Origin of the sequence: Lysinibacillus sp. FSL M8-0337 (genome assembly GCF_038593855.1) — a bacterium.
Lineage (GTDB): Bacteria > Bacillota > Bacilli > Bacillales_A > Planococcaceae > Lysinibacillus > Lysinibacillus sphaericus_D.
Genome location: NZ_CP151996.1, coordinates 2,071,484 through 2,091,897, shown reverse-complemented (window position 1 = coordinate 2,091,897; position 20,414 = coordinate 2,071,484). Strand labels below are relative to the sequence as shown.

Below are 20,414 nucleotides of genomic sequence, written 5' to 3'. Positions count from 1 at the left end.
CTGCCTTTTGCTTACTTCAATTCAATTAACGTAGACATCAAGCTGCTGATATTATTTTGTTGCAACTGCAATTTCTTTATATTTAGCATCCCAAGCAGGGTCAATTTTACTTAAAGAAACAGGTCGTAATGTTTCTTTATGCGCTAGAATATGTACGGACTGTGCTATTGCAGCAATCGTGCCATCTTCATGTAAAATTTCATAACCATATGTTGTGCGTAGACGGTCGTGTTTCTCTACCCAAGTACGCACTGTTGCCACCTGTCCATAGTGCATAGCAGCCTTATAGGAAATAGATAAATCCATTACTGGCGATACATACCCTTCCTTCTCTAATGCTGCGTACTCAAACCCCGCATCGCTCACTAACTGCGTACGTCCAATCTCCATCCAAATGATATAGTTGGCATGGTAGACAACGCCCATTTGGTCTGTCTCCGCATAGCGAATCTCAATCTGTTTTTCACTCACAAACATTTTCTTCACCTCGTCCTACATTATAGCGCAAAAATGCTGATTTGGCGGGGTTTAGGCTTTGGAGATGAAAAATAAATAAATATTTAATTTTACAAAATCGTAAACAGATTTCAAAATGGTGTTTTGCACTTTCCTAATGCCAAGTGCAGACACTTGATATTCCATGATGTCTATCAGAATACGCATTGGAATGTGAAACGACTTGCCAGAACCACGACCACCCTTTAGTACATATCGAAGATGTTCCTTTGCTCTGGAGGCGCGCCAGAATGGTTTGAATTGCTCTGTAATGATACTAGCTAGACTTATACGCTGTTCTGTCATGACACATCATCAACAATAACCACTTTAGTTTTACCATCCGTCTCCACTTTATCAATCCACATACGATAACGCTTGCCTAATAATTCAGCGGCTTTAATTCGTTCGGCAGTAGTTGGAGGCATATCTTCATCAATTGTTTGTGCACCTTCGCCAATACCTCTAAGAGTTGCCGAGGTTGTCTCGCCCCTTGCGATTGCAGTTAGGAGCTCTAGTATTTCTTGCTGATCAGGTAAACCAGTCCGTTGTTATTTGTATGGCTGTTTGATGCAGTTTTCAAAGCAAAATAAAAGCCACACCTATTTAGATGTGGCTAAATCTATAGGATTAAGGAAGTACATACATAACTGTAACAGCTGCTCCAAATGGCAGTGCCCCATCACCTGTTACAATCCTCACAGATAATAAATCACATTTATTCACAGGATAATTAGCTGTTGCTGACCCACAACAGTTTGGATTTGCAGCAGTATTTGGTCCTGTTACAGAAGCAATCACCCCTGTTGAAATAGGGTCAGTAAAACCACAACTTCTACTAATTACTACTTCAGCAGTAACGGTATCAGCAGCTGTTAGTGTATTATCGCGTACGTTTAAAACTATTCCAGTTATAATTGCATTTTCTGGTATAACAACTGTATTCCGCGGGAATAAAGCCGACGCCGTACCTAATCCTAAATATTGACCATTAGCTATTGCTTCATCTGTCGCTAAATAAATTTCACACACCCTAGAGCTATTAATTGGTGGTGGCGGAATAACTCCATTCATTTCTGGTATACACGGTGCCTTAAATCTAAAGAAACACTGATTTTTTTCACAACCACACATATTGTTAGCATGGTGATGAATTGTAGCCTTATTACAATCTCTACATCCCATTTTTAAAATCCCTCCTTGTTTTTACTACACTATTCAAATAAGGACAAAGGAAATAGACGTATATACTATGTATGTTTAATTAAATTAGTTATTTTTATCAAAACAAAAGACCACCCTTAGAGTGGCCTTTGTTCAAAGGGATATAAAAATGTTTTCAAATGATCCTAGTGGTTGCTCATTCCACTTCTAACATCCTATTCTCTACAGGATATTTAACATAGATGAATGCCTATTATTTTCTTTAACCTTTAACCCTTAACAAGTATGGATCGGTCATGTATGTCTTGCCCGAACAAGTTTACTGGGCGCGGGTCGGTAGTCGGTCTGTCTTTCCCTAATATTTAGGATTTGATAAATAACAAGGGAGGAAACCTTTACCACACCGAACCTACCTCCGAGTTTACGCAGCTATCCTCCTATTCAATTGAATGAGGGGGATTATCAAAATTTCATTTGGGGACTTTTCAATATGTATTATTGATAACGTTTCGTTAATTTATCTTTATGACTATCCATAATTTCTGTCAAATCAATTTCGTACTTGTCAGCTAAAATAAATAAATTATCCAATACATCACCAAGTTCTTCTTTCAAGTTTTCGACTTGTTGTTCTTTAGATTGTGTAACTTCATCAGGACGGTCACGACCAATCTCAATTGTACGAATTGCTTTTGATACTTCACCTACTTCTTCTGTTAAAAAATTTACACGTATAAACGGATTTAGGTCGTACCAACCTCGTTTTTTATAAAATTCTGTAATCCATTTTTGATATTCTAAAATATTCAATGCAATCCACTCCTTATTTTTCTATAATGATAATAGCATAAAGGAGGAATTATATTTGAATATTTCAGTTTATTGTGGCGCAAGTTTAGGAAACAATGAAGTTTATATTGAAGCAGCAAAAGCATTAGGTAAATGGATCGCCGAAAATGGTCATACGCTAGTGTATGGTGGAGGGAAGGCAGGATTGATGGGCATCATTGCTGATGAAGTTTTATACCATAATGGTGAAGTCATTGGAATTATTCCAACGTTTTTAGTAGACCGCGAATTAAGTCATCCGAACTTAACGCGTTTAGAAATTGTAAATTCGATGTCTGAAAGAAAAAATAAAATGATTGAATTAGGAGACTGTTATATTGCATTACCAGGTGGTCCGGGGACATTGGAAGAGATTTCAGAAGTTATTTCATGGGCAAGAATTGGGCAACACAATAATCCAAGCATCCTATTTAACGTAGCAGGTTATTACGATAAATTAAAGGATTTTTACAATGATATGGTAACAAACGGATTTTTAACAATGGCTGATCAAAAGGCGATGTTATTTACAGATTCAATTACAAAAATGGAACAGTATATAATAGAATTTACACCAGTCTCAGTAAGAACATATTAATTATACATAATTAGCCCATCTTTTTATAAGACGGGCTATATCGTTCCCATAACTTCTTAGGTAATAACATTTCTTAAAAGATTGTTCTTCCACAATATGGCCCGATTGTTGAACAAATGTTATTAAAAAGAAGCAGCCTTTCGGCTACTTCGTCATTTGATTCAAAATAGTATTCCTTACTCTAAAAATTGTCGTGCTAGATAATCTCATATGCTTACCAATAGCTCGCATGCTATCACCATCTAGCAATCTATGAAGGACTTCTACTTCTCTATCGCCTTCTACTGAAGGAATACGTTTTTGTATCTCCGCAATCTTTTGTTCATATTCCTTAATGCGATAATTAAGTGCATAAACCCTGCGTTGTACTTCTGTAAACACTGGATTACTTGTACCACCACTAGCTTTTGGCAAAGTTCCCTCAATTCCATACATAGCTGTTTTAGCTCCAATATAACTGCCGTTATCAACATTTGCTACCGGTTGTCTTGCTTCCTCGATAGTTTCAACCATCTATCGATAATTTTCAATCCATTGAAGTAAATTCTCTTTTGTTACATTAATTTGCCCATTAGGTTTGCCCTCCTAAGTTATGATATAATTAAGGCACTGCCTAGACTTAAAGGGCATAAACTAATTCGAGCTGTAGCATTTGCAAACGCTACGGCTTTTTTTGTTACAATTAAATTAACAAAAATTAGGAGGTGCACTTATACTTGGTATCACGTTCTAACCTTCTCTTTGGCTATATCAACGACAGTCATTGCCTTCCTTAATGACATGAAAATCAAAAAATTAGAAAAACGTATTGAAGAACTTGAAAGAAATAAGTGATTACTACATAACTGGATTCTGGAGCGATATTATAATCGCTCTATTTTCGTTTATTCCTCATATTGTACAATAGCATTTAAAAAACAAACGATAAACTCCTCCTAAAAACCACTTCCTAACAAACATACATTCGTATATAATTCTTAATATACTAATGAGTGGAGGGAAAATTATGAACACAATTGATTTAATTCTTTTAAATTTCAACGAAGTGCGAAGACGTAGTATAAAGCTTTGGACATCTATCCCCCAAGATTTATTAAATTGGAGACCAGATGATAAAGCTATGTCTTGCATTGAGATGATTAGACATGTTCTAGAAAGTGAATATTATTACCATCAGGCGCTTAAAAATAAAGGCAGTGTGCCTGAATTTGAATCTCCTTTTGAAAAACAACCATTCTCCACTATAGATGCTGAATTAATTTTTGCGGAACCGTTTAGAAATCAATTTATAGAAACTATTAAATCATTTTCAAATGAAGATTTAAAAAACATTAAAATTAATCGCTCAGATGTGGGTTACATTAGAGATTTGGGAGATATGTTGTTGAGAATTGCCTATCATGAATCCGTTCATACTGGTCAATTACTCGATTATTTACGAACTGCAAAAGTTAAAATCCCTGATATTTGGGATTAATTTATTTTTAAGGTGTCTTCATCTAGGTGAAACACCTTTTCTTTTTTTACAAAACACCCTATTTCTATCAACCTATCTCTGCTACTGAATATTTTCATTCGATTAAAGATTAGACATATCATCTTCTAACCACTCTTCATTTTCCCCATCATCGTAACCAAAGTCTGTTACAGTACCTTGCGTTCCTTTTGGACACCATTTATCGCATGTGCCATCTACATTAACCGTATTGTTGTACTCACCTGTTACAAAGCAACCAAAAGCAAAGTGTCCGCAAGTCCAGCAAACTTTTTCACACATAATAGATACGCCCCTCCTACACAGTTTCAAAAAGAAATTCTTGTATATATCCACGCTCAATTATTTGAAGATTGAGCCACAAACTTTTCGAATTTTTCTTTTGCAGCTTCGGTTGTGGCCATCTTCGAAATCCTTGTCCAACCTTGTAAATTATCGTTATACATATCGTTGTTGTAGCCACTAATCATGGCAAAACCCTGATGTTTATTTAAAGCTCGCAATAACGTTTCATGTTGTTCATTCGTCATTTCATAAGCATAATGTCGTTTTGTACGTGTGCTTAATAAATACGGTGGATCACTGTAAATCAAACAGTCCTCTTTGTTATAACGGCGTATCAAAGTTACTGCATCTAAATATTCAATTTGTACATGTTGTAATCGCTCCGTTGCCTCTAAAACGAAAGATGGTAGCTTTCACCAATCAGGTAGGGCACTAAATGTTGCCGAGTCTACATTGTGGATTCCTCCGCGTGCCATCCAACAACGGACTAGGAACACTCTTGCTCTTTCTACCGCATTTAATTCATCATTCAATGCTGTAAATGATTCATTGTATTCTTGCCTTGAATAGGGCTTAAGTTGAATTTGTTGGGCTAGTTGTTCAGATTGGTCTCCAATCACTTTAAATAGATTGACGTTGTTGCCATCTAAATCATTTATTGTTTCAATGCGGGCAGCTGGTTTATTGAATAAGACTGCACCACTTCCGAAGAATGGCTCAAGATACACCTTATGCTCAGGCATATCCAGCTAGCAAAATTCCATTTAGAACCGACATAATTTAAAACCCTCTTCAAATAATCACCTCTCGTTACTGATTATTATTTGATAGTTTAATCCTCATTTTGTTCAGTAAGTTTATTTCGATTTTAAGTTAAATTAAGATACATAAAATTTTTGTATTTACAAATAACAAGAAAAAATACCGAAAGGAATTTATTATATGAAAAAAATAATAATCATCTCGTTACTTTTAATGTGTTTTCTTACCATCAATTCTGCTTTCGCTAATTCAGATATTGAATATTTCCCTCAAAATCAACCCCCGAGTATAATAGAGTTAGCATTTTTACGTGATTATGTCTACCAATTCTTGAAACCATGTCCTCTTACGATGATAATCAATTATTCGCATATGGAAGAATTGAAAAAAACGAAAGAAATAAACAAAATGACTATTATGATGTTAGTTTAAGGGTTATTTCATTTGAAGGTGCACACAATCCACCATTTAAACTAATTAACATCATTTTTCGTATACCGCCTGGTGAATCTTCTGAAAAGTATAAAGTGATTTCAAATAAGGCTGTCATTTCATATAAGGCAAAAAACATTTCCCCTGAAGAAGTTGATAAGTTATCTAAATTCACTAATTAACTCACAAACTATTACTGAACAATTTTCAGGAAGTTACTTGAAATTCTCCTCCTACTTTGTGTTTTAAACTTACTAGCCTAGAAGCGCATGAACAAATTCGAGCTGTAGCGTGTGACGACGCTGCGGCTTTTTCATTTTCAAAGGTATATCCTATTCAAAACTTTTTCCATTTTCACTCGTAAATTAAATCCAACATTTTTTCCTTTATCATTATAATGAGGTTTCGAATGATTACTTTTGCTTTTGGAGCTTTTGCATTAGCTGCGGCTGCATCAGCTGATGCTAGGATTAAAAAGTTAGAGAAACGTATCGAAGAGCTTGAAAAAAAACAAGTAATTTCTTTAATACATAATAGATTTATAGAGCGATGTTTTAGTCGCTCTATTTTCGTTTAATACTCATATTGTGCAGCAAATGTATCATTCCATACCTTCTGCTGCATGTAATGATTAGCTGAATTTCTTACAACAAGAATATAAGAGCATTTTTACTCGATTATCTTTAAAGTAGTTGTCATACCTTACGTTCCTTACTTCTCAATTGTTTTGATTTATTTTCCATCCAATGTGTTATTTCCAATGAATTGTGCTATAATTAAAATGTCGAAACACTTTAGGTGTCTAATGGGAGTGGCTTACCATTACTGATGATGACAGGCATATTGATTCCTACATTTGTACTTACTTGCATTTTAACTGAACTTAAAGGAGTGGATATTATGTCAAAAATCCCATTTCTCTTGAATTTATTAGGTTCTATCATCACTATCTTTGTCTTTCTCAACCAAGCCATTCCTTCTTATAGGTTTAACCTACTGATGAGCTTGTGAAATTCAAGCGAAAAGAAGGAATTATGTAATTACATTTCTTTTATGAAAACATCCTGTGAAAAGGGATTTTTTCTTTTATCGCTTATTGTATGGATTCTTGTGAGAACATTTGCCTTCCTATACCATTTCAAAAAGAAATTATTGTATAAACCCACGCTCAATTATTTGAGGATTGAGCCACAGACTTTCACACTTTCCTTGTGCCGCTTCGGTTGTTAACATCTTCTAAATCCTTGTCCATCTTCGTATCATGTCTTTATACATATCGCTGTTGTATCCACTAATCATGATAAATCCTCGATGCTGGTTTAATTATCATTTCATGAGCACAGTGTCGTTTTGTACGTGTCCTTACTAAATAAGGTAGATCACTATAATTAAAACAATCTTCTTCGTTATTGTTCATGTTGTAATCGCTCCGTTCTTCGCCTCTTCAATGCTGTAAATGATTCGATATATTCTTGCCTTGAATAGGATGTAAGGTGTAAGTTAATTTGTTGGCTAGTTGGTCAGGTTGGTCACGAATCACTTGAAATAGATTGACGATGTTTCCATCTATATCATTAAACTTCTCATTTTCCGCTGTCGTTTGTTAGATAACACTGCCCCACTACCAAAATGTGTGTCCAGATAATCGTTATTGTCAGGCACTTGGCTTACGATCCACTTGGCCAATTGCCATGAAATGAAATTAAATCAATTGAATTGATGAATAAGTTCGCAAATGGAATATAATTTAAAACAGATGTAATTTAAGGTACAAATTAGTGTATACTGGCACTAAACAGGTGCAAAGGTTTAATATGAAAGTCACTCATACTTTTGGAACTGACACCAGTGGCATAAACAAATAAAAACATGTTCAATTAAAATTGGGTATAGGTATCTACATTTTAATTTGGAGGTGTTTTTTCTATGGGAAGAAGCCCTGAAGCTATTGAGATGCGAGTAGCAAGTGCACATAAAAAAGCCATTTCCAATTCGGAAACGACTTAAAAAATTAATCGCACGAAGAGCCTCCAGAATCACTGTTACTTGAAGTGGTATCTGAACAATCATTTGTATCTTGTAACGAAAAGACAGAACCTGATGAAATAAAATCAGTTGTATTATTTCCTGAATAGTTAGAACGGCTTTGATTTGTTGAACTATAGTTAGTACTTCTTATCTTTTTTAAGGTAATTAAAATCCCTACTATCAAGACTAAAAATACTATTGCAATAAAGAACTCCCCCACGCATTACCCCTCCTTTGTACAACAGTTTAATTTTACCATTTAAAAACAAATTAATCATTAGCTTACTCTCAAAAGCAAGTACCTGTAATTCAGCAGGGAGAGCTATGGCTATTTTTGCTATAATTTAATTAAAAATATTTGGAGGTATAACAATGGATTCTTCTGCTATATTTACTATTTCAATAGCAATTGCAGCTTTCTTCATTACTGGTATTAATGAAAAGAAAATTAAAAAATTGGAAAAAAGAGTTAAGGAACTTGAAAGAAACAAGGAATTTTAATTACATAATAGTATTCTAGAGCGATAGTAATCGCTCTATTTTTGTTTACTTCCCCATTTGTTGAAAATCTTTGTCCTCACTGAAAGCACTATGAACTTATTTTAAGAAGTCATTGCCTCCAAACTTATCAAGATTATTTTTCTCAATTTGAACAAATTGACAATATTTCTGACAAAATCGTCCACTGTCTTGAATTATGGTGGACTGCACCACTACAAAAAACTTCAGACGAACAGAATCATCAGTTTGAACGCCATCACTAACTATTAATAATTTTTTATTCCCTCTCACTAGGTGTTTCTATCAGGTATTATGCCTTGCTAGACAGTCTCACCTTTGTTTATATTTTCACTTAGTAATTTTTCTATTTAATTTTTATTAAAAAAGACTTGGTTAATATGACTAGAGAATGTAACAGAGCATTGCATACTATAGAAATGTAATCTGCAGATTATAACTTTCTGTTTGAAGGAGGTGAATATATATGCCTTTAACTACTGGTCCAATTGAAAATACAGGTAATCTACCAGCTAATGCCTCTAGCGTGCGTGTCAAAGTTCTTAATCTCACTGGAGGTTCTCTATCTGGAGTAGTTCGAGTTTATCGACTTAATGGCACAAGACAATTACTATCTACAACTCCTTTTTTAGCCGCTGCAAATGCTTCTACTTTTGTAACACCAAGTGTGGCTGGTTCGTTCCAATATGAAGTTGAAATTGCTCCGAATCAAACTGGTGGATTATATAGCGTTTACGGGCGAACAGCATCAGGTGTTATCATTGATGCTCAAAGATTTGTGAACTCAGAATTAACACAAATTCTTTAATTTTATAAATCTATGGGTTAAAAACGTGTAAGTCTTATTTTTCACAGGCTTATATTGTTGACCAAAAGGCATAAAGAAGTGCACTCTTTATGCCTTTTGTTATTTGTAGCTCTATTTGAACATTCCAAATGTCTTATTGGAAATATGGTTGTAAGGTCAGGAAATAAAAAAATTTCCCGGGTAAGCGCAAGAAACGACATGTTTTAGCTAAACTAGCAGAAGCATTGCTCACGGATTCTTAAAAACCCCCATCCCTGTTGATAAAGGCATGCAATTCTCTAAGATTCTAATGTCGATTTAGCTCACTTCTAGCATCCCGTTCGATATTTCTAGTGAATCAAAAAAGAACTTACGTTTGTTTATTACCATTCATCCGTAGTGAGCTTTAATTATTAATTTAAAGCAAAATTGTTAGATTGATCCACTACTAATGCCATCGCTAAAGCGTAGAATGCTCGGCGTGCTCCAGCACAGTTTGGAGATTCTTTATCAGTCGTAGTAAGGTCTGTAGCTAAATCAACAGTTCCATTTGTATTGCAAGCATCGGCTAATATATCTAGGCGAGCTAAATCCCAAAGACCTGAACGACCATGGGAAGGAAACTTACTTTGACCATGTAATGATTGCCCAATATCAAGTTGAAGTTTTATAGCCTTTGATACTTTATTATCAATGCTTGTAAAACCTTGCCCCGTAACGCCAGGATAAACATTAAATAATCCAATCATTGCTTGATTGATACCCTCACCTTTATTAGGCATTTGCCATGGATTCTTCATTAACTCTGATGGACCTAACATGGCATTCTCAGGAATGTACATTCCCCAATATTTAGCATGGCTAAACAAATGACTTATTAGGTTATTTTTAATAATTGCATAGTTATCAAAAATAGCCTCGTAAGTATTAATTAACTGCGTAACCATAACTGCCGAATCCGAATCGTTATTAGGAACAAGGCTGTTCCATGATGAAGCTGTCGGATTTTCTATTAAGCTTGCATATATTTGCAAGAATGTTATAGCAAATGCATTATATGCTGGAGAGTCGAATCGTGCACGTAACATGTTATTTGTCAGGTTCACTTCAGAAAACCCATGCACTGGAAGAACCCTTTTTGCAGATAATGAATTGTTATAGGGCTCTTGCTGGAAACAACCTTTAGAGGCATTAGCCACTGAAGTATTGATTCCCCATTGAGTATAACTAAGTACATCACGAATTGCGTTTTTCAAATTATGTGCAGGTTCTAAGGAAGCTCCAGTCTTATGAACCTTTACATCATATATATGTGCTGCCATCCAACACGCAATCGCATTCAGTGAAGAATTAAGAATAAATCTTTGGTTTTTCGTATTAAAATCTGCATGATGGTTCAAATAATTTTTACTACTAGTTCCTGGTTGAATACCAGCAAACACAACCTTTCCTGCATCATCAAGAACGGTTAGTTTATCTAAGTAAGTTTTCTGTGGATCTGTTAATGGTTCTGCCGTTGTTATCCAGTAGCCAATTTGACCGGCATATGGCCCCGTAGCAAAACGATACGATTTTTCTCCATCATCATATGTCCAAGCAGATGGCGTACGATAGTACATAATAATATGGTATTCTTTAGAATTTAATACTTCATTCGTAAAATGCTCTCGGTATTGCGCTAACAACGCATCTAAATTAGAAAAAGAAACATCGCTCTGCGTTTCATCGAACTTTTTAAGCATTGCTGCACCTAAATAAATTAAGCCTGCTAATTGATCAATTGGATTTGTTGGGAAATTTAATGCTTTATCGATTAGTTTTGGAATAATTATGTTAACCATTTCCTTGTAAACTTCATCACGTTCTCCAGTTTGAGCCTTTTGTTGGGCGAACTGAGCACAAAACATCATTAATTGCCCAACACCTTGTTGTATTGGAGAGGAATTGAATGTTTCACTAGAACCATTTAATAAATAGTTTTGGATAAATTTTCGTACTCGTGGATATCGACCTTTATCCTTTTTATAAGGATGTTTTAAAGATGACGGCTCAGTCGTTAGTAGAAATGCCTCTGCGAAGGCGTGAGCTTCTTGCAATGCTGTAAATTTTGTCAAATCAAATCACTCCTATTTTTTTGACCGATAATAAATATACATTTTGCCAAGATTTAAATTGTAGCGTACCGGTCAGTTATCATTCTATTATGAACCTTAATACACAAATAGAAATATTTACCTTAATACCTCTTTATTATACATGTTAAACTTATAAATCCATAATATGTAATATCATTAACCTAATCTCTCGAAGTTTTAAGCTTGACCAAGCAATACAAAAAACAGAATTAATCTATGTAGAATTAACTCTGTTTTTAAATCCAATATTTAATTCTAGCACTAGATTATAAAAGAGAAAGCGCACGTTTTGCCCAACAACGAACCCCCTTTTAATATTTCTAAATCACTAGGGATGTTATTAATTTCTATTGCGTTCCAGTTGTTTTTCCATACCAGCACGATCAATTTGAATCCAATATTCGGCTATTTTTTCATTTTCAATGCGGTATACTGCACTTGCTATTTCAATTACTGGAAGCCCTGTTGGTTGATATCCATCAACTTCACCAATATGCTTACCAACCTGTTTCCAACGCACATAAACTTTAAGATCTTGAACCATCAACTCTTGGATTTCTAATGAGAAGTCACCATAAGCTTCTATCATTTCTTTTACATGATCAGCGTATTCTTTAGGCGTTCTTAGTACTGTTAATTCCTCTTCAGAGATAACTTGGTGGGCCAATACTTGCTCTGCCATTAATTCCACTGCGTAATCTGGATTACGCCCCGAACGTACTTCTTTAAAAAATTTCTTAACAATTTGCTCTGGTGTCATTTGAACCCTCCACTGTACTTTAATATATTTTGGTAAAGATAATACTATCTTTGCATGATTAATCATAATTCGAACGCTTATAAATTGGAACATTTATCTTTTGCTTTGCGCTCAAAATCATACTTTATCCATTAGCAAAAGTGTTTAATATAAGAGCTAAACCGTTTTATGCTGAACTTTTGATTTAAACTCCCGAATTAAAAAATAGATAAGGAATAAGATGTAATAAGGATTTTCGGTTAGGGAGGTGAAAAGATGAGTAAAAACAAGGATAATTTTACTGATCTTTTAGCGGGTATGGAAAATGATGCTGCTAAGCTAGCAGTCCTGCGGGAGTTATTACTACATTAGGAGATGTCTTAGCTACTATCGCAGCAATAATGACATTGGAGGAAGCACAAAAATCAAATAACAACAATAATAATAATTCAAACAAAATTGATGAATTAGAAAAACAAGTTCAATATTTGACAAAGGAACTACATAAACTTAAACACTCAAGGAAAGTTTAGTGTCAGGCACTCAAACAATTCAGAATTGTTTGAGTGCCTGACACCCTAATGCGTTGTCCCACGAATCGTTGCGTAACTTAATTTATTTGCTAAAATAGCGCGCTCGGCAATGATTTTTGCTTCTTCTATTGCGTTATACCAACCACTTATAAAACGCCAACCATTTTCATTTGAACTACCTTTTACTGGTTCTGCATACGCTAAATAATATTGTTTTAATGCGTCGTTCATCGCCGCTATCATTGCCTCTTGACTATTGTATTTCCCACTTTGAATACGGAATTTCTTTGGCTCTTTGTCAATCTCAATATATTCTATTTTTTTACTTACATCTATTACAGCAACAGGCTTTAAAAAAAGGGCAATTTCGTCTAGACGACGATTCACAAGCCCTTGTAGCTTTTTTCCATTAGCATTACAGTATAATAGCATTTCTTTGCCTACTTGTTCCCATTGCTTATTATTTAAATATACTAATAGTGCACTATTTCTTAAAATATATCGTCCTAAATTATATTGAAAACTTGCCAGTGCATCGTACTGATTTTGGTTAAGTGGCACTTTAACATAGTATTCAATTGTATTGGCATGCTCCTGTGCTTGCTTTCGTAATAGTTCCCACGCATCCTCTTTTGTAATGGTTTGCCCCTTTTCAACTGCTTTGCCATTTGGCCATTTTGTTGTTCCGTAGCCGATGGTCCAAACATTGTCAGGACCTATATAGGCATCGGAGCGAAACCCTTCCCACTTCGCTATGAGATTTAGTGCATTATTTGAAATTTCCATCTATCTATTATCCCCCCTTCTCTTTCTGCACCTTCTCTAGTCTATTCAATTCCTGATATTTGAACATTTACATAGATACAGAACAAGGAAATATAATCGTCATTCATACAATTAACTGGAATAATAATATTCAAAATAAAAGCCCACCATATAGGAAGGGCTTTTGAAGATGGTAAAAGTGCATATCTCACTGTTTACATTATTATTGTAAATTCAAAACTTTTTTTATATCCGACTCAATGCTTTTTGGCTTATCAGTTGGACCAAATCGAGCTACTACTTCTCCTTCTCGATTAACTAAGAATTTTGTAAAATTCCATTTAATATTATTACCCAAAAATCCTTTCGAATGCGTTTTTAAATAATCATAAAGAGGGTGTGCTTCTTTACCATTTACCTTGATAATTTCATGCATAGGAAATGTAACGCCATACGTTAAACGGCAAGCTTCAGCGGCATCCAGTGCTGAAGACATTTCTTGCTTAAATTGATTAGAAGGAAAACCTAGCACTTCTAACCCCATATCCCGATAAGAAGTATACAATTGCTCTAATTCTTGAAATTGTGGAGCTAAACCACATTTTGTTGCAGTATTGACAATTAATAAAGCCTTGCCTTTGTATTTTTCTAAACTATATTCTGAACCATCTTCTAATGTTACATTGATATCATAAATACTCATCTTTCACCCTCCATGTTATTTAATCGAGTTAATAATTCATTTAAATTTTGTAACTGTGCTCTTAAATCACCGTCTATTACTGTCAAAGCATCACAATGCGCCATTTTCTCCACTAACTTTTCTGTAATTAACGATTCGGTTACTCTTGCCTTCTCAGTTAAAGAAATAATCACAGCACGTTTATCCATAGACGATGTTTCTTTCGTCACCCATCCTTTATCAACAAGCTTATTTAATATTGGATTTAAGGTGCCTATGCCCAAACTCAATTTTTCGCTAATTTGTTTAACTACTAGACTATCTTGTTCCCATAAAGCAAGTAGCACCAAATACTGCGGGTATGTCAAACCAAATGGCTCCAGCACTTGCCGATATAACTTTGTAAATTGGTTAGCTGCCTTGTATACAGCAAAACACAGTTGATCTTCAAGTAAAAATGCTTTAATTTCTTATCCACCTCTCAATACATCGTATACGATCTATTTTTATTTTATATCGTATACGATGTATATGTCAATTTATTGAACTGTTTAACAATTGGACATTCCGATAATGGTGGAAATGCAAACTAAAAAAGACCGTTAGAACGGTCTTCAATACTGTAGGGAATGCATTAAATTAAAGTATGGCTTATAATTTTCTTAAGTTTATGCGTGCTTGGTTTCAAGTTCCTCATCACCTCCTTCTTGCTGGCTCTTTTAGCTCATCCTTTGAAAGAGATGTAGGGTTTCTTATCACCATGGATGTTTCTTCTAATAAGCGGTTTTTCAATCGGCTCGGCTATATAGCCCACTTCATACTTGAGCTATGATAGTCTCACTGGACTTGAATAACGTACTAACTCCCCTCCATCCATTTTATAAACCTCATCGCAAAGTAAGGCAATATCTTCAGGGTTATGGCTTGCTAAAAGGATGGTTATGTCCTGCTTTCTAAAGTTCAGAATCATGTCTCGCATTTCCGCTACACCCGATTGATCCAATCCATTCATCGGCTCATCCAATAATAGTAATTTGGGATTTTCCATAATTGCCTGTGCAATCCCTAACCTTTGTCGCATGCCTAATGAATACTTCCGTACCGGTCCTTTATCATTATAATCCAACCCAACTAACGTCAAAACGTTTTTGATATCTTGATCACTGATTTTATTCTGAATTGAGGCGAGTATCTTTAAGTTTTGAAAACCTGAATATTGGGTTAGAAATCCAGGCGTATCTAATAATGCACCAAAAGATTTCGGAAAATTACCTTTGCCGATAATGTCATTAAACACTTTTACAGTGCCGCTACTCGGAACAAAAAGTCCAGCAATTGTCTTAAATAATAAACTTTTACCTGAACCATTTCTGCCGACAATCCCATAAATTCCGGGTTTATCAATGACTAATGTTATATTTTTCAGCAACTGACGACCCTTTATCTTTTTATGTAAATTGTGTATTTCGAGTATGGTCATAAATACAACCTCCTTTTACCCAACTATTTTTTCTCTCAATTTAATAAAAAGGCCATAAAGCACACTATAGGACAACACGATACATAGCGCGATTATAGTATTAAACCACGCAAAGGATATTCCCTGTAATTCCCTCAAGCCGAGCAAAAAATAAGTTAGCGGTAAAAACTTTAGAATAGGCGGAAATAAATAGCCAACAGCAACCGAAGAAATCATACTAATAATAACGAGAAACATTGCGAAGACTACATTATTGATAATAAATAGAAAAATAGTGTGGATAATGAGTAATAACAATCCTGTTAAAATAAATAGGATAAAATGGCTCAATAGCACTTGCCATCCATCCGAATTGTGGAACAACGATAATGGTATTTCATTGTGACCCTCTATATTATTATTAATGAAGTAAACGAATATTGCTGTTACCATATACCCTATTCCAACATATCCAATCAAACTGATGCCTATCGCAATAAATATGCTATGAAAACAATCACGATAGCTTTTCATTCTTTGAATAAGATACGTTGGATGGTTAGTCAGCTCCTGAACTATACATGAACTCAGTAATAAGAGAACAGGAATAAAAATTAATAACCAACGTAATATATCGAATTGGATATTTAATGGCATATAAAACATAAAGACAATTTGATTGGTATAGCCATTCGGTATGAGATCAGCGTATGAAGTACAAACAAGCATGCTATTCAGTACAAAAATGGCAACGATACCTAGGACATACTTTATTTTAAAGAAAGAACATGTATAATAAGTAACCAGTTTTTTCAACATTATTTTCTCTCTCCAATGTACATATCTTTTTTATCGATCATGTAATATCCAATGAAATAAAGTAGCAACATTAACACAATCCAATACAAGAGAATGGTATAGGGAACTGCACTTATTGCAGATTTAGAGCTAGTATATTGAAAAATATTAATATGATCATAAAATAAATAGGAAGATATCGGCGTTATTTTTGACAAAAATACACCTATATTCAACATGTTGACGAACAAAACAACTAAACAAGCTGATAATATCCGCCCTGTAAATACATAGCTTATGTAAAAAAGCATCCCGAAAAACAATAAAAACAACCATAAAAGTATAACTGACAATGTTGTTAAGAAGATAGGTGTGCTATTTCTTAATAGCTCTGTATGATGTTTATAGTAATGAACACTATAATTACTCCATTGATTTTTAAAATCTAAGACAAATACAGCTTCCAGTATCATGATGGCGACAATCATTAGGCAGTAATATGAAGCTAACTTTGCCACTCGTAAAAGGTTTGCATGATACCATTGCCGTTTTGTCGAAAATCTAAATAACAAATAGTTTTGCATATTCCCTAATGAAAAGTATGAAATAAGCATCATTGTAAATGCAGGCATGATAACATAAAAAAGAGGATGAAACTCCGTAAGATGAAGTAATAAATCAAAGATATTGCCTTCGACTATTTTTGTTGATAGCAATAAATTGTAGAAATATAGCATCAACACAATATAAACGAAAATAATACCTTTCTTCGGTGTATATAGCTTTAGTTGTGTTTTACTCTTTAAAGCGTTCTTCAACCTTTGCTGTCCCTCCTATAAAAAATAGTGTTATCCCCACTACAACAAGCACTATGCCATATAGAAAAGTTTGTCCAATGTTAGATTTGTCAATGATATCCACATCAAATAATGCCATCGCATTTAATGCAGGGTGAATCTTCGCCAATACTGTCACTGATACAATTAAATACATAAATGGTATAAATAACGCAATATATTGATTTTGAATTACCGCAGATATTCCTAAACCTAGCGTTGCAAATATCATCCCACTACAAAACATAATTCCAATCATTATTATCATCATAAGGATTGGAGAGTTTACACCGATACCTTGAAAAAAGTATACAGGATCTAATCTTCGCTCAGGTCTTAACATTGGTACATTTAATAGAAGCTTTAAAACCATTAAAAAAGTAAAAGCAATGGCAGGGCCAATTGCAACAGCTACCCCTCCGGCAAGTGCATTGACCGCTAAACGAATTGTCATATAGCGGCTTTTTTTCATACGGTATTGTATATAATGGTGGAATCCTGTTTGAATATCTGTTCGATAAGAATTCGCAAATGGCATACATGCAATAATTGGAAATACAATGACAATATATGATGCAGTACCAGCATTATAGCCTTGTAAAAAGGTGTACACAATTGAAATCACCCCGCTATTAATCCATATTAATGCTTCCAGCATACCGATAAACACTAGTAAAATAGAGATTGCTATTGTGATAAGTCCCATTTTGGATAACAATGCTCTTTTAAACTCTTGCCTAATATACATAATCATGTTTTACACCTCAACCTTCACCATTTCCAACCAATGGATTGAATGACCAAAAATTGAGTATCTTATATCTTATTAGATTAATTAGGTGTCCATGTTCCTGCAGTATCAACTGATTCAAATGTTCCAATAGAAGTAGAAATATTTAAGTGAACTTTTTCCCCTATTAATGAACTGGCATTTCCTAAGTAATCCATTGGAACAGTTGTACGCTCTGCATACATTTCTTTTGTCGTAACATTCCTAGTCCCCTTTTCAACCCATGATACCAATTTGCCCCTCTGAATATACGTTACTAAATTGTAAGCACTGCCCGTCGTTTCTTTAACAGCATCGGTAGTCTCTAAATCACTTATAATTTGAACTTTTCCTAAATACCCATGATATGTAGGGGATGCATTTGCAAATGAACCAAATCCTATAGTCAACAAACTAACAGCTACAATACTTGCAAAAAGTTGGTACTTCTTCATTTTTCTTTCCTCCAAATTGTAATTTGTTTCACTATTTTCGGTCATTCAATTATCTTAATTTTATTAGTATTCTGTTTATTTTGTAAAGTGAATTTTGTTAAAATAAATACATTTAATAGATTTAAAGATACCATTTGCTTTAAAGTTGATATATTTTCGTTTTATACAAAAAAACAGCTACTAATATTTAAATTAAGTAGCTGATCTTCGTTTACTCGCTTTATCTCTATACTGTTTAGCTAGTTTTACCATAGCCAATATCTAGCTCCCTGTGTAACAATAAATCTGTCCAGCCAAGTTTCAAAGTTCATAGGTAACCTTTGAATGTCTCCTTCATGAACAAAGATAAGATAATCATCCTCCCCATTAGCAACTTTTTGAGAATCAACGAACATATAATCACCATATCCTCTATAATTACCCATCATAAACCAATTTTTATCATAGGCACTTTGATAGTATATATTGGTCTCATATTCATGGATATAATTTAATATCTGGCTTAAATTAAATATTTCAAAGAAATCATAACCAAGACCATTATCATTAAATAATTTCGCTCCATTACTATGTTTTAAAAATAAGCACAATTCCTTCGGTAAAACATGCTGAGTTTCTAAAGTGAATTCCTGTAGTTCATGATTTGATATTGGACAATTCCAATCACAGGTTACATTTAAAATTTCTCCATTCTCCCTTTGTATGATAATGCTGTTCTCTTTATCTAACCTTTTATTTAATGCTGTTAAGATTAATTCAATTGACATACTATCTTCACCTAATTTCTAATAGTTTACCCACCAAGGAGATACAGTGCCTCTATGAAATGAATATGGCAAAGGAATTAAATTGCTATAATCCTTATTTCCTCCCCATTTACACGGTCTAATATGATGAATTTCATAATCATTCCAATTTAAAGATCCATAAGTTGCATCATACCATGTTCTATATGCTCTCCTATCAGAGTTAGTCAAAGCACAAGAAGAACTAGAATTTGCTGACCAAGTTGTAGAAACTGGTTTAGTCATTACTTTTTTGGACTTAGGGTCTGTATATTCTGGATATTTCATTCCTTTTTTATTCAACAACCAAGGTCCTTCATTTTTAGCACTCGCACGATAAGATGCATTTGAATAATTAGCATATGCCATTGAATCAGATTTCCAATAATATGTTGAATTTATATAAGCAGAAATTGTAACTACTTGTTTCAAGGTTACTGTTTTAGTAATATTGTCCGCATTTATATATGAACCATTTTCACTTGTAGCTCTTTGAATACTTGCAATAATTGTATAATCTTTTGGTCTTGTACCTACCCCATATACTCCTGTAACCTCTGCTGAATGGTTAATTTTTGATGTTGTTGTACCAGCATTGCTAATCCACGTTTTAAATGCAACTGAATATACTAATAACGAATTATACTTACTAATGTTATCTGAATAAGCATTTCTTGAGAAAGTATTTTTTAGAGAATTGTTGTCAATTAACTCATTTATATCAATAATTTCATCAGTTTCAGTATCTAACGCAACTATATATGTTCCTTCACTTAATATATACCCATCGTTTATTACAAATTCTGCTCTAAGATCTTCCTCAGTAATATATTCATCGATATATCCCAACTCATATAATTTTTGTAATTGAATAGCAGCTTCTAAATAATCTTCTTCATGACTTACGTGTTCTAACTCTAACACCGATGATCTTGCTAAAAAAGTTGGAGTAAATGAAACTAAAAGTAATAATATTAATAGTGATAGTGATAATACTATTTTTTTCATTTCGATTTTCTCTCTCCTTTTTAATTTTTAGTATTTTCTGAATTTATAGTTATTATT

The 20,414-nt window shown here is 34.0% G+C and carries 26 protein-coding genes and 1 pseudogene; 5 read left to right on the top strand and 22 right to left on the bottom strand.

Features of this window, described 5'->3' with window-relative positions:
• Positions 1 to 51: 51 nt before the first annotated feature.
• The 5 genes from MKY08_RS09920 to MKY08_RS09900 all read right to left on the bottom strand — a co-directional run bounded on the left by MKY08_RS09920 (position 52) and on the right by MKY08_RS09900 (position 2,469).
• Positions 52 to 477, bottom strand: coding sequence for a thioesterase family protein (locus tag MKY08_RS09920; protein ID WP_069512709.1), 426 nt, complete (start codon positions 475 to 477; stop codon positions 52 to 54).
• 51 nt (positions 478 to 528) lie between these two features.
• The gene (locus MKY08_RS09915; RefSeq protein WP_069512710.1) at positions 529 to 801 is read right to left on the bottom strand and encodes a phage terminase large subunit; all 273 of its coding nucleotides are present in this window, start codon (positions 799 to 801) and stop codon (positions 529 to 531) included.
• Complete coding sequence (locus MKY08_RS09910) at positions 798 to 923, bottom strand: terminase small subunit (RefSeq protein WP_218107219.1); 126 nt, start codon at positions 921 to 923, stop codon at positions 798 to 800. Before MKY08_RS09910 ends, MKY08_RS09915 begins: the two co-directional genes overlap by 4 nt.
• A gap of 202 nt (positions 924 to 1,125) precedes the next feature.
• A complete protein-coding gene (locus MKY08_RS09905) occupies positions 1,126 to 1,680 on the bottom strand; it encodes a hypothetical protein (RefSeq protein ID WP_069512711.1) in 555 nt (184 codons plus the stop codon).
• Between the two features lie 474 nt (positions 1,681 to 2,154).
• Entirely contained in the window at positions 2,155 to 2,469 is a 315-nt protein-coding gene (locus MKY08_RS09900; RefSeq protein WP_069512712.1) for a MazG-like family protein, read from the bottom strand.
• Positions 2,470 to 2,524: 55 nt separating this feature from the next.
• Here MKY08_RS09900 and MKY08_RS09895 point away from each other — a divergent pair, with 55 nt between their 5' ends.
• Positions 2,525 to 3,085: a TIGR00730 family Rossman fold protein gene (locus MKY08_RS09895; RefSeq protein ID WP_069512713.1), complete on the top strand. Its 561-nt coding sequence runs from the start codon at positions 2,525 to 2,527 to the stop codon at positions 3,083 to 3,085.
• A 144-nt stretch (positions 3,086 to 3,229) separates the two neighbouring features.
• Here MKY08_RS09895 and MKY08_RS09890 read toward each other — a convergent pair whose 3' ends face one another.
• A complete protein-coding gene (locus MKY08_RS09890; protein ID WP_256093197.1) occupies positions 3,230 to 3,598 on the bottom strand; it encodes a hypothetical protein in 369 nt (122 codons plus the stop codon).
• Between the two features lie 493 nt (positions 3,599 to 4,091).
• On the opposite strand from MKY08_RS09890, the gene MKY08_RS09885 reads away from it, so the two are divergent.
• Entirely contained in the window at positions 4,092 to 4,562 is a 471-nt protein-coding gene (locus MKY08_RS09885; protein ID WP_069512714.1) for a DinB family protein, read from the top strand.
• A gap of 102 nt (positions 4,563 to 4,664) precedes the next feature.
• On the opposite strand, the gene MKY08_RS09880 is transcribed toward MKY08_RS09885, so the two are convergent.
• The 3 genes and pseudogenes from MKY08_RS09880 to MKY08_RS09870 all read right to left on the bottom strand — a co-directional run bounded on the left by MKY08_RS09880 (position 4,665) and on the right by MKY08_RS09870 (position 6,234).
• The gene (locus tag MKY08_RS09880) at positions 4,665 to 4,862 is read right to left on the bottom strand and encodes a hypothetical protein (RefSeq protein WP_069512715.1); all 198 of its coding nucleotides are present in this window, start codon (positions 4,860 to 4,862) and stop codon (positions 4,665 to 4,667) included.
• A gap of 56 nt (positions 4,863 to 4,918) precedes the next feature.
• Positions 4,919 to 5,608 (bottom strand): annotated as a pseudogene (locus tag MKY08_RS09875) (DNA adenine methylase).
• 434 nt (positions 5,609 to 6,042) lie between these two features.
• Positions 6,043 to 6,234, bottom strand: coding sequence for a hypothetical protein (locus tag MKY08_RS09870; protein WP_141705596.1), 192 nt, complete (start codon positions 6,232 to 6,234; stop codon positions 6,043 to 6,045).
• A gap of 234 nt (positions 6,235 to 6,468) precedes the next feature.
• On the opposite strand from MKY08_RS09870, the gene MKY08_RS09865 reads away from it, so the two are divergent.
• A complete protein-coding gene (locus MKY08_RS09865; protein WP_176723211.1) occupies positions 6,469 to 6,636 on the top strand; it encodes a hypothetical protein in 168 nt (55 codons plus the stop codon).
• Between the two features lie 1,434 nt (positions 6,637 to 8,070).
• Here MKY08_RS09865 and MKY08_RS09860 read toward each other — a convergent pair.
• The gene (locus MKY08_RS09860) at positions 8,071 to 8,307 is read right to left on the bottom strand and encodes a DUF948 domain-containing protein (RefSeq protein WP_069512717.1); all 237 of its coding nucleotides are present in this window, start codon (positions 8,305 to 8,307) and stop codon (positions 8,071 to 8,073) included.
• 152 nt (positions 8,308 to 8,459) lie between these two features.
• On the opposite strand from MKY08_RS09860, the gene MKY08_RS09855 reads away from it, so the two are divergent.
• Together MKY08_RS09855 and MKY08_RS09850 are read left to right on the top strand one after the other, a co-directional pair.
• Positions 8,460 to 8,588, top strand: coding sequence for a hypothetical protein (locus tag MKY08_RS09855; protein ID WP_256093198.1), 129 nt, complete (start codon positions 8,460 to 8,462; stop codon positions 8,586 to 8,588).
• A gap of 484 nt (positions 8,589 to 9,072) precedes the next feature.
• On the top strand, positions 9,073 to 9,414 hold the full coding sequence (locus MKY08_RS09850) for a hypothetical protein (protein WP_025219413.1): 342 nt from the start codon (positions 9,073 to 9,075) through the stop codon (positions 9,412 to 9,414).
• Between the two features lie 392 nt (positions 9,415 to 9,806).
• On the opposite strand, the gene MKY08_RS09845 is transcribed toward MKY08_RS09850, so the two are convergent.
• The 12 genes from MKY08_RS09845 to MKY08_RS09790 all read right to left on the bottom strand — a co-directional run bounded on the left by MKY08_RS09845 (position 9,807) and on the right by MKY08_RS09790 (position 20,357).
• Positions 9,807 to 11,507 carry a hypothetical protein gene (locus tag MKY08_RS09845; RefSeq protein ID WP_069512718.1) on the bottom strand — a complete coding sequence of 567 codons (1,701 nt, stop codon included), beginning with the start codon at positions 11,505 to 11,507 and terminating at the stop codon, positions 9,807 to 9,809.
• A gap of 361 nt (positions 11,508 to 11,868) precedes the next feature.
• Positions 11,869 to 12,288, bottom strand: a complete 420-nt coding sequence (locus MKY08_RS09840) for an ester cyclase (RefSeq protein WP_069512719.1) — start codon at positions 12,286 to 12,288, stop codon at positions 11,869 to 11,871.
• 557 nt (positions 12,289 to 12,845) lie between these two features.
• A complete protein-coding gene (locus MKY08_RS09835) occupies positions 12,846 to 13,586 on the bottom strand; it encodes a lysozyme (RefSeq protein ID WP_069512720.1) in 741 nt (246 codons plus the stop codon).
• Positions 13,587 to 13,788: 202 nt separating this feature from the next.
• Positions 13,789 to 14,268, bottom strand: coding sequence for a glutathione peroxidase (locus MKY08_RS09830; RefSeq protein ID WP_069512721.1), 480 nt, complete (start codon positions 14,266 to 14,268; stop codon positions 13,789 to 13,791).
• Positions 14,265 to 14,633, bottom strand: coding sequence for a MarR family transcriptional regulator (locus MKY08_RS09825; RefSeq protein WP_256093199.1), 369 nt, complete (start codon positions 14,631 to 14,633; stop codon positions 14,265 to 14,267). The genes MKY08_RS09830 and MKY08_RS09825 overlap by 4 nt, the downstream gene beginning before the upstream one ends.
• Before the next feature lie 440 nt (positions 14,634 to 15,073).
• Positions 15,074 to 15,727, bottom strand: coding sequence for an ABC transporter ATP-binding protein (locus MKY08_RS09820; protein ID WP_069512723.1), 654 nt, complete (start codon positions 15,725 to 15,727; stop codon positions 15,074 to 15,076).
• Between the two features lie 15 nt (positions 15,728 to 15,742).
• Positions 15,743 to 16,525 (bottom strand): hypothetical protein, encoded by a 783-nt coding sequence (locus MKY08_RS09815; RefSeq protein ID WP_069512724.1) that lies wholly within the window; start codon positions 16,523 to 16,525, stop codon positions 15,743 to 15,745.
• A complete protein-coding gene (locus tag MKY08_RS09810) occupies positions 16,525 to 17,322 on the bottom strand; it encodes a hypothetical protein (RefSeq protein ID WP_069512725.1) in 798 nt (265 codons plus the stop codon). The genes MKY08_RS09815 and MKY08_RS09810 overlap by 1 nt, the downstream gene beginning before the upstream one ends.
• Positions 17,300 to 18,094, bottom strand: a complete 795-nt coding sequence (locus tag MKY08_RS09805) for a hypothetical protein (RefSeq protein WP_069512726.1) — start codon at positions 18,092 to 18,094, stop codon at positions 17,300 to 17,302. The genes MKY08_RS09810 and MKY08_RS09805 overlap by 23 nt, the downstream gene beginning before the upstream one ends.
• Positions 18,095 to 18,171: 77 nt before the next feature.
• Positions 18,172 to 18,564: a hypothetical protein gene (locus tag MKY08_RS09800; RefSeq protein ID WP_069512727.1), complete on the bottom strand. Its 393-nt coding sequence runs from the start codon at positions 18,562 to 18,564 to the stop codon at positions 18,172 to 18,174.
• Positions 18,565 to 18,809: 245 nt separating this feature from the next.
• Positions 18,810 to 19,331, bottom strand: a complete 522-nt coding sequence (locus MKY08_RS09795; RefSeq protein ID WP_069512728.1) for an SMI1/KNR4 family protein — start codon at positions 19,329 to 19,331, stop codon at positions 18,810 to 18,812.
• 18 nt (positions 19,332 to 19,349) lie between these two features.
• Entirely contained in the window at positions 19,350 to 20,357 is a 1,008-nt protein-coding gene (locus MKY08_RS09790; protein WP_069512729.1) for an HNH endonuclease, read from the bottom strand.
• Positions 20,358 to 20,414: the final 57 nt, after the last annotated feature.

Excerpts from the sequence above, each read along its gene's own strand:
- MKY08_RS09920 (WP_069512709.1), bottom strand. The coding sequence starts at position 477 with ATGTTTGTGAGTGAAAAACAGATTGAGATTCGCTATGCGGAGACAGAC.
- MKY08_RS09915 (WP_069512710.1), bottom strand. The coding sequence starts at position 801 with ATGACAGAACAGCGTATAAGTCTAGCTAGTATCATTACAGAGCAATTC.
- MKY08_RS09910 (WP_218107219.1), bottom strand. The coding sequence starts at position 923 with ATGCCTCCAACTACTGCCGAACGAATTAAAGCCGCTGAATTATTAGGC.
- MKY08_RS09905 (WP_069512711.1), bottom strand. The coding sequence starts at position 1,680 with ATGGGATGTAGAGATTGTAATAAGGCTACAATTCATCACCATGCTAAC.
- MKY08_RS09890 (WP_256093197.1), bottom strand. The coding sequence starts at position 3,598 with ATGGTTGAAACTATCGAGGAAGCAAGACAACCGGTAGCAAATGTTGAT.
- MKY08_RS09885 (WP_069512714.1), top strand. The coding sequence starts at position 4,092 with ATGAACACAATTGATTTAATTCTTTTAAATTTCAACGAAGTGCGAAGA.
- MKY08_RS09880 (WP_069512715.1), bottom strand. The coding sequence starts at position 4,862 with ATGTGTGAAAAAGTTTGCTGGACTTGCGGACACTTTGCTTTTGGTTGC.
- MKY08_RS09865 (WP_176723211.1), top strand. The coding sequence starts at position 6,469 with ATGATTACTTTTGCTTTTGGAGCTTTTGCATTAGCTGCGGCTGCATCA.
- MKY08_RS09855 (WP_256093198.1), top strand. The coding sequence starts at position 8,460 with ATGGATTCTTCTGCTATATTTACTATTTCAATAGCAATTGCAGCTTTC.
- MKY08_RS09850 (WP_025219413.1), top strand. The coding sequence starts at position 9,073 with ATGCCTTTAACTACTGGTCCAATTGAAAATACAGGTAATCTACCAGCT.
- MKY08_RS09840 (WP_069512719.1), bottom strand. The coding sequence starts at position 12,288 with ATGACACCAGAGCAAATTGTTAAGAAATTTTTTAAAGAAGTACGTTCG.
- MKY08_RS09835 (WP_069512720.1), bottom strand. The coding sequence starts at position 13,586 with ATGGAAATTTCAAATAATGCACTAAATCTCATAGCGAAGTGGGAAGGG.
- MKY08_RS09830 (WP_069512721.1), bottom strand. The coding sequence starts at position 14,268 with ATGAGTATTTATGATATCAATGTAACATTAGAAGATGGTTCAGAATAT.
- MKY08_RS09820 (WP_069512723.1), bottom strand. The coding sequence starts at position 15,727 with ATGACCATACTCGAAATACACAATTTACATAAAAAGATAAAGGGTCGT.
- MKY08_RS09815 (WP_069512724.1), bottom strand. The coding sequence starts at position 16,525 with ATGTTGAAAAAACTGGTTACTTATTATACATGTTCTTTCTTTAAAATA.
- MKY08_RS09805 (WP_069512726.1), bottom strand. The coding sequence starts at position 18,094 with ATGATTATGTATATTAGGCAAGAGTTTAAAAGAGCATTGTTATCCAAA.
- MKY08_RS09800 (WP_069512727.1), bottom strand. The coding sequence starts at position 18,564 with ATGAAGAAGTACCAACTTTTTGCAAGTATTGTAGCTGTTAGTTTGTTG.
- MKY08_RS09795 (WP_069512728.1), bottom strand. The coding sequence starts at position 19,331 with ATGTCAATTGAATTAATCTTAACAGCATTAAATAAAAGGTTAGATAAA.
- MKY08_RS09790 (WP_069512729.1), bottom strand. The coding sequence starts at position 20,357 with ATGAAAAAAATAGTATTATCACTATCACTATTAATATTATTACTTTTA.